The 13,285-nt window shown below is 54.9% G+C and carries 9 protein-coding genes and 2 pseudogenes; 3 read left to right on the forward strand and 8 right to left on the reverse strand.

The features are described from left to right. A partial coding sequence (locus tag HYU99_01310; protein ID MBI2338995.1) for a TonB-dependent receptor plug domain-containing protein occupies window positions 1-1,793 on the forward strand: 1,793 nt, incomplete at its 5' end. 127 nt (window positions 1,794-1,920) lie between these two features. On the opposite strand, the gene HYU99_01315 is transcribed toward HYU99_01310, so the two are convergent. The 5 genes and pseudogenes from HYU99_01315 to trpB all read right to left on the reverse strand — a co-directional run bounded on the left by HYU99_01315 (window position 1,921) and on the right by trpB (window position 8,082). Then, on the reverse strand, window positions 1,921-3,327 hold the full coding sequence (locus tag HYU99_01315) for a sigma-54-dependent Fis family transcriptional regulator (GenBank protein MBI2338996.1): 1,407 nt from the start codon (window positions 3,325-3,327) through the stop codon (window positions 1,921-1,923). Window positions 3,328-3,425: 98 nt separating this feature from the next. Continuing rightward, window positions 3,426-3,947, reverse strand: a complete 522-nt coding sequence (locus tag HYU99_01320; GenBank protein MBI2338997.1) for a response regulator — start codon at window positions 3,945-3,947, stop codon at window positions 3,426-3,428. A gap of 77 nt (window positions 3,948-4,024) precedes the next feature. Beyond that, window positions 4,025-5,404: a sigma-54-dependent Fis family transcriptional regulator gene (locus HYU99_01325; GenBank protein ID MBI2338998.1), complete on the reverse strand. Its 1,380-nt coding sequence runs from the start codon at window positions 5,402-5,404 to the stop codon at window positions 4,025-4,027. Between the two features lie 554 nt (window positions 5,405-5,958). Further along, a complete protein-coding gene (locus HYU99_01330) occupies window positions 5,959-6,768 on the reverse strand; it encodes a tryptophan synthase subunit alpha (protein MBI2338999.1) in 810 nt (269 codons plus the stop codon). 130 nt (window positions 6,769-6,898) lie between these two features. Next, window positions 6,899-8,082 (reverse strand): annotated as a pseudogene (gene trpB, locus HYU99_01335) (tryptophan synthase subunit beta). A 43-nt stretch (window positions 8,083-8,125) separates the two neighbouring features. On the opposite strand from trpB, the gene HYU99_01340 reads away from it, so the two are divergent. Next, entirely contained in the window at window positions 8,126-8,893 is a 768-nt protein-coding gene (locus HYU99_01340; protein MBI2339000.1) for an SDR family oxidoreductase, read from the forward strand. A gap of 45 nt (window positions 8,894-8,938) precedes the next feature. Beyond that, a complete protein-coding gene (locus HYU99_01345; GenBank protein MBI2339001.1) occupies window positions 8,939-9,559 on the forward strand; it encodes a phosphoribosylanthranilate isomerase in 621 nt (206 codons plus the stop codon). A 55-nt stretch (window positions 9,560-9,614) separates the two neighbouring features. On the opposite strand, the pseudogene HYU99_01350 reads toward HYU99_01345, so the two are convergent. The 3 genes and pseudogenes from HYU99_01350 to HYU99_01360 form a co-directional block, all read right to left on the reverse strand. After that, a pseudogene (locus tag HYU99_01350) lies at window positions 9,615-10,294 on the reverse strand (indole-3-glycerol-phosphate synthase). 84 nt (window positions 10,295-10,378) lie between these two features. Further along, window positions 10,379-11,407 (reverse strand): anthranilate phosphoribosyltransferase, encoded by a 1,029-nt coding sequence (gene trpD, locus HYU99_01355; GenBank protein MBI2339002.1) that lies wholly within the window; start codon window positions 11,405-11,407, stop codon window positions 10,379-10,381. A 1-nt stretch (window position 11,408) separates the two neighbouring features. After that, entirely contained in the window at window positions 11,409-13,079 is a 1,671-nt protein-coding gene (locus HYU99_01360) for a glycerol-3-phosphate dehydrogenase/oxidase (protein ID MBI2339003.1), read from the reverse strand. Window positions 13,080-13,285: the final 206 nt, after the last annotated feature.

Here is a 13,285-nt window from a genome sequence, read left to right on the forward strand (position 1 = left end):
CTCACGGGGAGGATGTCGATTTCCGCCTGCGCGGCTCCGACCGCGACGAGGTGCTCCTTTTGCTGGACGGCATTCCGATCCATTCCACCAGCGAGGCGAAGGCCGATTTTCTCGAACTCCTCCCGGCGGAAATGATCGAACGGATCGAGGTGCTTAAAGGGTCGCAGGGCATTTTGTACGGGTCGGACGCCGTCGGCGGGGTGATCAACATCATCACCAAAAGGGGAAAACCGGGGAAACATTTTTCGTTCAAGGCGGAAGGGGGAAATTTGAGCACACTCAAGGAAACGGCCACCGGCTCCGGTGGTTCGGACAACACGCAAATTTTCGCCGCCTTTTCGCGGAGCGACATCGGAGGCCGCGGTCCCAACGACCGCCTTGGCTCCAACGCCTTCTCCGCCATTTTCACCCATCACGTCAATGACGACTGGATGGTCGAGCTGGGGAGCCATCTCCTTGTCTCGGATCAGGAGTTGAGGAAGGACCAGATCATCACCCTGGCCGGAGACGGCTCCATCCACGACTATGTCGTGGACGATTCCAACTCCCGGCGGTGTTTCATCGTCACCACCGATTTTTTCAAGACGGAAAACAAATGGAGTGAAATCTACGACACCAAAATCACCTATGGCTTCAACTTCATCCGCGAGCGGGTGCTCAATTCCAACACCGCGGACGCCCCGGTGGACGAAACGGGCGCGGCGTTGACCCCCAACTCCCAGCATTTTCGCTCGCACTCGTGGCGGCATGACCTCGATCTTTTGAACAACATCCATGTTTATAACGACGAGGCGCGAAACATCGGGGATCTCTTTCAGGCGGGGTTCAACGCCACCGCCGAGCATTTGAGTTTCATCTCCAATTCACTGGAAGGGGATGTCGGCGCGGGCCTCCCCTTCTCCACCTCCTATCCGGGCGCCGGGCAAAAGGCCAACCGTCAGAACTACGCCATCTATTTTCAGAACATCTTCAACTGGAAGGATTTGACCGTCACCGCCGGCATGCGCTACGACGAGAACTCCACCTTCGGCAGGGAACTTTCGCCGCGCGGCTCGGTGGCTTACCACATCCAAAAAACCGGCACAAAAATCTACGGCGGCTACAGCGAGGGGTTCCACGCCCCGATCATCTCCGATTTTTTCGACTTCACCGTCGGCGGGACGGTCACCTCCATTCCCATCAAGGGGCAACAGGAGCTCTCGCAAAGTTATGAGGCAGGCGTCGAGCAGTACTTTTGGGACCGGAAAATCTTCGCGCGGGCCGTTTATTTTTTCATCGACTACGACCGCCTTCTCGACATTGCACAGGCGGTCAATGACGCCAGCTCGTGGGGGATCGAATTCGACGCCGGGGTGAAACCGCTCGACTGGGTGGAGATCGGCGGCAACTACACCTACAACCGGACGCACAACGACGACGATGGGAGCGAATTGACCATGCGCCCGCGCCACCGGTTGAACGCCCATGCAACAGTCAGGCCGATAAAGGGGCTGACGATACGGACGGACGTAAACCGCGTGTCATCCCGCCTTGCGCCGACAACCGTCAGCCTTACGCTCGGCGATTTTCCGGTGGTCTTCTTTGATTCGAACAACCGCTCGGATAGCCTTCTTGCCGGTTATGTGAATGTCGACCTCGCAGTGAGCTACGAGATCCCGCAAAAAATCCGGGGGGTCAAAAAATGGGAGGTTTTCGCGCGCGGACAGAATTTGCTGGATGACAGCTACGAGGAAAGTTTCGGTTACCCGATGCCGGGGGTACAGGTGTATGGGGGAACAAGGATCGATTTTTGAAGAAATTCCAAATGTCAAATTACAAAGTTCAAAGGAATGTCAAAAAAACAAACAACAAAAGTTTCCTTCGACATTGGTTTTTTTGAGTTTCATTTGACATTTGAACTTTGACATTTGACATTTCCCCTCAAGCCCCCTTCGCCGCCGCCCTTCTCTGCACAATCACCGGCCTCAAGCCGTATTGCCTGATTTTATACTCGAGCGTCTTCCGGTGAATGCCGAGCCGGTCGGAGCATTCGCTCTGGTTCCACTCCTCCTTTTCCAGAATCCTCAAAATAAAACTTCGCTCAAACGCCGCCGTGGCCTCGGCCAGCACATCCCCCTCGGCCGCCCTCTTTTTAAGCGCGTCAAAATCGCTCACCAGATATTCCACCGGGATGTCCCCCTCGGTGATCACCGGCTTTTCGGCCAGCGCGATCATCCGTTCGATCAAATTTTCCAGCTCGCGGATGTTGCCGGGCCATGAATAGTGCGAAAGGATGGAAAAGACCAGGTCGGAAATATCCTCCACCTGCCGGTTGAACTTGCGGTTGTACTTTTCGATGAAGTAGCGGACAAATTCGGGGATGTCCTCCATGCGTTCGCGAAGCGGCGGCAGGTGGATGCGGACGACGTTCAGCCGGTAGTAGAGATCCTCGCGGAATTTCCCCTCCTTGATTACCCGCTCCAGATCGGCGTTGGTGGCGGCGATAATCCGCACCCGTGCCGGGATGAGTTTGTTCCCCCCCACCCGTTCGATGACCTGTTCCTGAATGACGCGTAACAACTTGGCCTGAAGGTCGAGCCGGAGATTGGCGATCTCGTCCAAAAAAAGCGTTCCGCCGTCGGCCAGCTCGAATTTGCCGTACTGAAGGCGGTAGGCGCTGGTGAAGGCCCCCTTTTCGTGGCCGAACAGCGTCGACTCGATCAGATTTTCCGGGATCGCGGCAAGGTTTATCGCCACGAACGGCGCCTGTCGGTTTTCGGAGAGATAATGAATCCGGCGCGCGATCAGCTCCTTTCCCGTGCCCGACTCGCCGGTCAAGAGGACATTGGCCGATACCCGGGCGATCCGCTCGACGACCTCGTAGATTTTCGTCATCTTGGGGCTGTGGCCCGCCACAAAGCCGTCCGTGATCATCCGGTCCACCTCCGATTCGAGGTAGAGAATCCTCTTTTTGCGGAGATACTTTTCCAGGGCGTTGCCGACCAGATTTTTCAGTTCATCCGGCTCGAACTCCTTCCCGATAAAATCGAACGCCCCCAGGCGGACCGCCTCGACCGCCGGCTTTACCTGCTGGTGGGAGGTGACCACGATCACCTCGATGTCCTCGTTTGTTTCCTTGAAGAGCTTTAAGAGGTCCATGCCGTTTCCGTCCGGCAGGCCGAGATCGAGAAGGCAGATCTGAAAATCCTCCTTCCGCAGAACCCCCTTTGCCTCTTCGCAGTTGGCGGCAGGGATCACGACGTAATCGCCGCCCAGAATGGTTGCAAACAGCGCCAAAACGGAAGGGTCGTCGTCTATGGCGAGAATTTTATATTTTCGATTTTCCATACATTTAAAACCGACCGATGATAAGTCGTCGGCAACCGCGCGTCAAACAAAGATTGTTTACCCTTAAGCGGTCCGCCGCAGGCGGACCGTCGAATGGGTCACCGGCGGCCCGACGATCCGTTTGCCTCCATAAGCCGGTCGATCATTTCAAGAAGCCGGCGGTTTTTTTCCTCGAGGAGTTTCTTGCTTTGCGCCATCTGATCGTACTGTTTTTTTGTCCGCAAAAGCGATTTGATCCGGCTGACCAGTTCCTCGGGAACAAAGGGGATGGAGATAAAATCGTCGGCCCCCGCCTCGCTCCCGAAGGTGCGGTCCAGTGAGTCGGATAAAACCGAGACGAGCAGAACCGGAATATAGCCGAGCGCCGCGCGATTTTCCCTGACGGCCTTGCATATTTCGTATCCGTTTTTCTCCGGAAGCATCACATCCAGAAGAATCAGATCGGGGGGATTTTTGAAAACAGCGTCCAGAAGATCCTCCCCGCGGTCGAAGGCGGAGATATCGTAACCACGGGGCGCAAGCAGTGTTTTGAGAAATTCGCGCTGGGAGGGATCGTCATCGGCGACAAAAACGCGCGGCCGCTCATGGGTGGGAAAGGCTGTCTCGTATGATTCCGTCATCTCCTTGTTATTATAATTTTTTTTGCGGATTGCTTCAATCAAAGATGCGCGGGAAATGGAAAAATTTCAAAAAAATTTCATGATTGGGGATTGGATAGATTTTTAACCTCCATGCCGTATCTTTCCAATTTATTATACAGCGTCTTTCGCCCGATGCCCAAAACCTGCGCCGCCTCCGAGCGGTTGCCCCCCGCCTCCTTCAACACCTCGAGAATGTATTCCTTCTCGATGGCCTCCATCGGCACTTTGCGCCTCGCCTTCCCCGAAAGATCGGCGTCTGCCGGTGGAGGGGCCGAAAAGGGGAAATCCTCGGGGAGGATATACTCCCCCTGCGTCAGCAGGGCCGCCCGCTCGATGACGTTTTGGAGTTCGCGGATATTGCCCGGCCAGGAATATTCCAGAAGGAGTTTCATGGCCGACTGCGACACCCCCTTGATGGGGCGCCCCGCCTTTTCCACGGCCTGCTTTAAAAACTGGTCGACCAGCAGAGGGATGTCCTCGGGACGATCCTTGAGGGAAGGAAGGGCGATGTTGATCACGTTCAGGCGGTAATAGAGATCGTCCCGAAAGGTTTTGTTCCGGATTTTTTCGCCGAGGTCCTCGTTGGTCGCCGCGATGACCCGGACATCGACCTTGACGGTCTGGGTCGCCCCGAGGGGACGAACCTCCCTTTCCTGCAAGACCCTCAAGATTTTCGGCTGAAGCGCAAGCGGCATGTCGCCGATCTCGTCCAAAAAAATGGTCCCGCAGTCGGCCTCGCAAAAAAGCCCGATCTTGTCGGTTCGCGCGTCGGTAAAGGCCCCCTTTTTGTAGCCGAACAGTTCCCCTTCCAGAAGGGTCTCGGGGATCGCGGAGCAGTTGATGGCCGTGAATTTTTCCTTCGCGCGAAGCGAGGTGTCGTGAATCGCCCGGGCGACCATCTCCTTGCCCACTCCGGAAGGGCCGGTGATAAGGACATTCACGTCGCTTTCGCGGATGCGGTCGAGAAGGTGAAAAACTTTTTTCATCACCGGCGACTCGCCGATCAAACCGCGGTAGAGCCCCTCGATTTTGGGCCTGCGGGTCAGCCGGATGACCTCGGTTCTCAAAAAACCGTGCTCCAGCGCCCTCTTGACAATCAAGGCCGCTCTTTCGGGGTGAAACGGTTTTTCGATCACGTCGAAGGCGCCGCGCCTCATTGCGGAAACCGCCACATCCACCGAGCCGAGATTGGTGATGACGACAACCGGAATTTCGGAAGAGTGCGACCGGACCTTTTCAATGACGTCAAAACCGTTTTTTTCGCTGAACTGGTCGTCGGCCAAAACCAGCGCGTAGTGATCGGCGGAGAGCTTCGCACCTGCCTCGTCCACCGAGCAACAACGATCGACCGGACCGTAGCCCGCCGATTCGAGAATCGACTTGATGACCGGCCCCACCCTCGGATCGTCATCGAGAATAAGGATATTCTGCGTCATTTTGACCCTGCGTTATTTTAACACACCAGTCAAATTTAATACAGTTTATTTGTTATCACAATGGAATTATTAAATTATATGTGGATACACAAAGATACACACGCTGAATGAGATTGAGCGGCAGATTGACTCATGCCCGGCGGCAGGGCCCCTCCAAAAAGCTGGCGGGCAGGCACCCACCAAAGGTCTCATGGACCTTCAAACAGTCTGCAAACTTCCTCGCAAAATGCGCAGAAGTTGCAGAGCAAGAGTCTCTTTCCTCACACCGGCCGTCAGGTAAAAATAAACAGAAGAAACAGCCACCCCAACCGGTAAATTTTTTGGACCCCCCACATAATCCACCCCCTACATTGGTTAGAATGCATAAAACCGGCCATGCTGTGGGATTTTCGGAAAAAATTAAAACCTTGTTTTTTCAATCGGTTAGCAATGATCTGGAAAACGCAAACGGGCCGGTGAGTCGAGCCGAACGGGGATAACCCGGTCAAAACGACAAAAAGGGTAACAAATCGGCACCAAAGGGATCATGCTGATCGGACCGATCAGACAGATAATCAAAGAACCTTTCTTAATGAAGAAACAAACCGCGACACCTTGGGGAGGAGAGAGGGGCTTTTGCCCGTAGAGCCGATGATTTTTACCAGCGCCGAGCCGACCACCACTCCGTCGGCGATGTCGGCTACCCGGGCGGCCTCTTCCGGCCTGGAAATGCCGAAGCCGACTGCCAGAGGGAGTTGCGTATATCGCCGGATCAATTTCAGTTGATCGGAAATTTCGGCCGCGGGAGCCCCGCTGGCGGTGATTTTCAGTTTGGCGCCGGTCACGCCGGTCAGCGAGACATAATAGATGAAACCGGAGGCGCCTTTGGTCGCCTTCACAATCCGCTCTTTGTCGGAGGTGGGGGCCAAAAGATGGATGAGATCGATTTTGTTTTTTTTCAACGCCCTTCTTAACCCCCCCGACTCTTCCGGCGGGAGATCGACAACCAGAACCGCATCCACTCCCGCCTCACGGGCGCGCGCTGACAAATTTTCCTCCCCCATGACAAAAACAGGGTTGTAATAGCCCATGAGCAGAATGGGGATTCGCGTTTTTTTGCGGACTCTTTTGACAAGAGACAAAATTTGCAAAAGGGTTGTCCCTTTTTTAAGGGCCCGCTCGGAGGCTTTCTGGATCACCGGGCCATCCGCCATCGGGTCGGAAAAAGGGACCCCCAGCTCGATGATGTCGGCCCCGGCCTCCTCCAGCGTATCAATGAGTTTTTCCGTCACGGCGAGATTCGGATCGCCGGCGGTGATAAAAGGAATGAGCGCCTTCTTTCCTTCTTTTTGCAGGCGTTTGAATGTTTTGGAGATTCGGCTCATCGTTTAATGTCAAATGTCAAAGTTCAAATGTCAAAAGAAACAACAAGTTCAAATGACAAATGATATGCGATGTTTTGAAATTGTTTTTTTGACATTCCTTTGAACTTTGGAATTTGACATTTGACATTTCCTAAAGTTTGACTCCCATCTCTTTTGCCACCGTATTCATATCCTTGTCGCCTCGGCCGGAAAGATTCACGACGATCACCTGATCCTTCGATGTCTTTGGCGCGAGCTTTGGCAACCAGGCCACCGCGTGCGCCGACTCCAGCGCCGGAATGATCCCCTCGGTTTCACATAAAAGAGAAAAACCTTCGAGCGCTTCTTTATCGGTCACCGATACATATTCACACCGGCCTGTTTCCTTGAAGAGCGCATGCTCCGGCCCGACGCCGGGATAGTCGAGCCCCGCCGAGATGGAATGGGTCTGTCTGATCTGCCCGTTTTTGTCCTGCAAAAGCCAGGTCTTGTTGCCATGCAAAACGCCGATGCTTCCCGCCGAAAGCGAGGCGGCGTGTTCGCCCGACCGGATGCCGCTCCCCGCCGCCTCGACGCCGACAAACTTCACGGACAAGTCATTCACAAAGGGATAAAAAAGCCCCATGGCGTTCGAGCCGCCGCCGATGCAGGCCACCAGCCAGTCGGGACTTTTTTCGCCCCGGTTTTTAAGTTGTTTTTTTGCCTCCCGACCGATGACCGACTGAAGATCATCGGATAGGGGTGTGGCCCCGCCACCGTGCCGATGCAGTAAAAAGTGGTCCGGACATTGGTGACCCAGTCGCGCAGGGCCTCGTTCATCGCGTCTTTGAGCGTCCTGGTCCCCGAAAAAACAGGGGTGACCTTCGCCCCGAGGAGTTTCATCCGAAAAACATTGAGCGACTGGCGGTGGACATCCTCTTCCCCCATAAAAACTTCACACTCAAGCCCGAGAAGGGCGCACATCGTGGCGGTGGCCACGCCGTGCTGGCCGGCCCCCGTTTCGGCGATCACCCTCGGCTTTCCCATTTTTTTGGCCAAAAGGCACTGGCCGAGCGTGTTGTTCACCTTGTGGGCGCCGGTGTGGCAGAGGTCCTCGCGCTTCAGATAAATTTTCGCCCCTCCCAATTTTTCGGTCAGTCTTTTTGCAAAATAAAGCGGCGTGGGTCTGCCGATGTAATTTTTGGCGTAATCCTCGAATTCTTGATGAAACGAGTAATCGTAGGAATATTTCTGATAAGCCTCTTCCAGCTCCTTGAGCGCCGGCATGAGCGTCTCGGAGACATATTTTCCCCCAAAGACGCCGAAGTGGCCCGATTTGTCGGGAAATTTTTTCATTTTTTCGTTGATCTCCCCTGGAGGGCCTTCTATCATCCCACCCGTGAGATTCGCAAACAAAAAAGCCCTTATCACGGGCGCCAGCAGGGGAATCGGCGCCGCCATCGCCCTCAAACTGGCGGGCGAGGGGGCCGACATCATTCTTCACTACCGAAAAAATTCCGGGGCGGCGGTGGCGGTGAAGCAGGAGGTCGAAAAAGGGGGGCGCAAGGCGTGGCTGTACGCGGCCGATCTCTCCTCCGCGGACGAGACGGAGAAATTGCTTCTCGCGGTTAAAAAGGATCACCCCTCACTCGACATCCTTGTGGCCAACGCCGCCGCCACGTCGTTCAAGCCGCTTGCTCAACTGGAACAGCATCACATCGACAGGACGCTCAATCTGGTGGTCAAAAGCTTTATCCTGCTGGTAAAAGGCCTTCATCCGCTGATGCGGAACAAAAACGCCTCCATCGTGACCATTTCGGGCATCGACACGGCAAAGGTGATTCCCGGCCACGGCCTTTTGGCCTGCGCCAAGGGGGCGCTTGAAATTCTGACAAAGTATTTTGCGGCGGAGCTTGGGCCCTTCAAAATCCGGGTAAATTCGGTGAACCCGGGGCTGGTCGATACCGACTCAACCCGCTTCTATCTTGGGGAGGCCTTCGAGGCGGCGGCAACCGCCGCCAACGCCCTTGCCCCCGGCAAGGGGGTGGGCCTGCCTTCAGACGTGGCGGACATCGTCGCTTTTCTCTGTTCGGAGGAGGCCGGCTGGATCACGGGGCAGACAATTTACGCGGACGGGGGAATCTCGGCGGCATTGCCGCTGAAATAAAATTCCAAACTCCAAACTCCAAATTCCAAACAAACCGATTGAACCATGCCGGTTCTTGTTAAAATTTGCGGCATAACAAATCTTGGAGACGCGGTTGATGCCGTCGACTGCGGTGCGGATCTTCTCGGGTTCAATTTTTATGCCGGCTCTCCACGGCATGTGCCACCAGAGACAGTCAAAGAGATACTCAAAGAAATCCCCCCTTCCATATTAAAAGTCGGCATTTTCGTTAATACCGAAGCTCAAACAGTAATCGATATCGCCGTTGATCTGGAACTCGACTACTTGCAGTTCCATGGCGATGAATCACCTGATTATTGCAATGCCATGGGACGCCCTTGGTATAAAGCTTTCCGACTAAAAGACAAATTAGTATTTGGGGAGATGTCAAAATATCGGAGCGAATGGTTGATGGTCGACGCCTATGTGGAAAAAGCCTTTGGGGGAACGGGTGTTGTCACCAACTGGGATTTGGCACGACAGGCCAAACAATACGGAAAACTTTTTCTTTCCGGAGGCTTGAATCCGGAGAACATTGAATTGGCCATTGAATCGGTAAAACCATACGCCGTCGATGTAGCCGGCGGAGTGGAAGCATCTCCCGGAATAAAGGACCGATTTAAGATGGAAAAATTCATAACCAAAGCAAAACAATTCTCTTTTTGATTCTTTTTTCCCCTTTTGGAATTTGTTTGGAATTTGGAACTTGGAATTTGGAATTTTATCCGACAATAAACTCCCTCAATTTCCCTCCAACATCTTTTTCACGCATGAGAGCCTCTCCGATAAGAAACCCGGAAAACCCCGCCTTCATCAGTTTGACCAGATCGTCATGCGAGGTCAGCCCCGACTCGCTGATTACCGTTGTCTCTTCGGGAATTTTGGGACGAATTTTTAACGACGTGTCCAGCCGCGTCTCGAATGTGCGGAGATCCCGATTGTTGATGCCAATCAAGGGGGGCTTGAAACTTGAAACCCGGTGATCAACAGGATGGCATCGGCCCCGGCCCCCCGGGCCTCGTAGAGATGATATTCGTCGAGCGTGAAATCTTTCCGGAGACAGGGGAGGCCGACTTTTTGTTTGATGGAGGATAGAGTGTCCAGCGACCCCTTGAAAAAATTTTCATCCGTCAGGATGGAGAGCGCCCTGGCGCCGTTTTCCTCGTAAATCCGCGCGATCGCCACCGGGTCGAAGTCGGCGCGAATGACGCCGGCGCTGGGAGAGGCCCTCTTGATCTCGGCAATAATGTTGATTTCGTCGGCATAAAAGCGCGAGAGAAAGGGACGGGGCGAGGGGGCGTCGCGCATCCTGAATTTGACATCCATCAGCGACACTTTTCTCTTGAGGGACGCCAGTTCATCCTTTTTATAATCGATGATTTGTTGTAAGACTGACTCCATAAAATTCCAAATGTCAAAATCCAAAGTTCAAATGAATGTCAAAAAAACAAGGACAAATTGGCATTTGTCATTTGAACTTGTTGTTTACTTTGACATTTGAACTTTGACATTTGACATTTCTACCAGCGCCTCCAGTTTCTCATACGCCCTTCCGCTGGAAATCGATTCCTGCGCCAAAAGAAGTCCTTCCCTGAAATCCGCCGCCTTCCCGGCCACCATCAGCGCCAGCGCCGCGTTCAGATGAACGCAGTGGTCCACCGCCTGCGAATGACCGCTCAACATCTTCCGCAGGCGATGGGCGTTTTCCTCGGCGGTTCCGCCGCGCAGAGCCTCGGGCCTGCAGAATGGGTAGCCCACCGACCGGGGGTCGAAGGCCTTGTTGAAGATTTTTCCTTCCTTGAGAAAACAGATTTGAGTCTTCGTCGTCAACGTCACCTCATCGAGGCCGTCATCCCCATGCACAACCGCCAGCGATTCGGAGCCGAGGTCTTTCAGCACCGAGGCGATCACGGGGAGAAGCAGAGGATCGTAGACGCCGATCATCTGTTTTCGGGCGCCGGCCGGATTCATCAGGGGACCCACGATGTTAAAGATCGTCTTCGTCCCCACTTTTTGGCGGGCGGCGGCGACCGCCTTGAGCACGGGGTGATAAACCGGCGCGAAGAGAAAGCCGATGCCGATCTCATCCACACAGCGGACGACAACAGCCGGGGGGGCCTCGATATTCACCCCCAGTTTTTTAAGGACGTCGGCGCTTCCGGAGGAGGAACTCACCGCCCTGTTGCCGTGCTTCGCCACCGGAACCCCCGCCCCGGCAACGATAAAGGCGGAGGCGGTGGAGATATTGAAGGTGTTTTTCCGGTCCCCCCCCGTCCCGCAGGTATCGATGATCTCTTTTGATTTAAGATGAAGTTTTTGCGCCCTCTGCCGAAGAACGGTCACCGCCCCCTTGATTTCCGCGGCGGACTCCCCCTTGTCGCGCAGAAGAACCAGAAAAAGGACGATGTCGGTCTCGGAAACCCCCCCGGCAAGAATGGCGTCCAGCGCCGATTCCATTTCGGCGACGGTGAGATCCTGCTTTTTGGACAGTTTGTTGATGCAAGCCTGAAACATATTATCCCAATTTTTTCCTCCACGCCTCCCGCAGTTCAATCTCTTTTTTCAATCTCTCCATCTCCCGAAGGCGCTCCTCCTCCCCTTTCCCCATTTCTTCGGCCCAGACATGCGACAGGGTTTCGGCCCAGGGGAGGCCATGATCCCGCCGCGCCAAAAAGAGTGGGACGCGCCGCAGATAAAAATCCTCCAGGTGCAGAACCATTCCGGTCTTTATGGCATGGCGGAATTGCGCCGCCAGATGCGGGAACCCTTCCGGATCGTCCGTTTTCCCCCCTGAATTTTTTTGCGCCTCCTTCCAAATTTCAAGCGCCTCGGGGTTCACCGGCTCGGAAGTCCGGCTCAAACCCAAATGGCCGGGCAAAGGAGGCCCCTCCCCTTTTTTGGCCTCTTTCTTCCATTTATCGAGGATGAAATCAACAACCTCTTTGGCCATGAGGCGGTGTGTCGTATATTTTCCTCCAGCGACAACCACAGTCCCTCCGGGGCCGTATCCGATATGATGCTCCCGGCTGATCTTTTGGAGCGATGTCACCGGCCCGGAGTGGGCCGAGGCCGCCACCGCCAGCCCCAAAGGGGCCCCTTGTCGGGGTGGCGCGCCCAAAAGAGGGCGGACGCCGACATAGGCGCTGACGATATCCTCATGTCTCAACCCCAGTTTTGGAAAATAGCGGTAGAGAAGATCCATCAGGTAGGCCGCCTCGCCGGGATCGATATCGGCCTTTTCCGGATCATTGGGGGAGGGACCGTCGGTCGTCCCGACGATGCAAACCCCCGCTCCAAAATCGGGGCGGGGAATGACAAAGGCGATCCGGCCGTCGGCGGGATGATTCATCACCATGGCGGCCGGGACCGGAATCCGCTTCAAGTCAAAAACCAGATGCGCCCCTTTGGAGGGCTTGAGCCAAGGCCGCCAGTTCTCCGACATCCGGCCCCCCACCGCATCGGTCCATGGGCCGGCGCAGACAATCACCTTTTTTGCGCGAACGGCAACGTCCGCTTCGTTTGGCGATTCGGAATTACGGACGTAAAAACCGGCAATCCGATCATTTTGCCAGATGGGTTCCGTCGCCTCCGCGTAATTGAGGACAACCGCTCCCCTTCTTTTTGCGTCGCGAAGCGTATCGATGACCAGCTGGTCGTCCCACATGCCGGCGTCATAGTATCTAAAACCCCCTTTGAGGCCTTCCTCTTTCAGAAAAGGGATCTGGGTCCGCAGTTTTTTTTGCGAAATCCACCGGTGAAATCCGGGGGCGCGAAAGAGGGCAAGAATGTCATAGAGCCACATCCCGACGGAGATGAGCAACCGGCCCCGCGGCGCCCCCTTGTAGATCGGCACCAAAAAAACAAGCGGCCGCACCAGATGAGGCGCCGTCTTCAAAAGATGGGCCCGTTCGGAGAGCGCCTCGAAGACAAGGCCCCACTCAAAATTTTCGAGATATCTCAAACCGCCGTGAATGAGTTTGGAGCTTCGGGAAGAGGTCCCCCAGGCAAAATCCCTTTTTTCCACCAGCGCCGCGCTCAAGCCACGGGTCACGGCATCGCGCGCCACCGCCGCACCGGTGATCCCGCCGCCGATAATCAGCAGATCGAACTCCTCCCCCCGCAGGCGGTCCAGCGCCATTTTGCGCGTTTTAAAAGAAAATTCTTCCATGCAATAGCCTTCAACCAAAATTTCCCTCCCCCCCTCACCCCAACCCTCTCCCCAAGGGGCGAGGGAGATCAAGGATGGAAAATTATTACAGGAAATTATCCTTGAGAAGCAAGGATTTGTTCTTTATCATGGTAGCAAGGCAACAATTCAGTCTCGGTGTCTGCCTTCGGTTTTGTCGGAACTCGCGGTCTTTCCAATCGCCACTTCATTTGTTGATTGGCGCT

This window comes from Deltaproteobacteria bacterium (assembly GCA_016183175.1).
Taxonomy (GTDB): domain Bacteria; phylum UBA10199; class UBA10199; order UBA10199; family SBBF01; genus JACPFC01.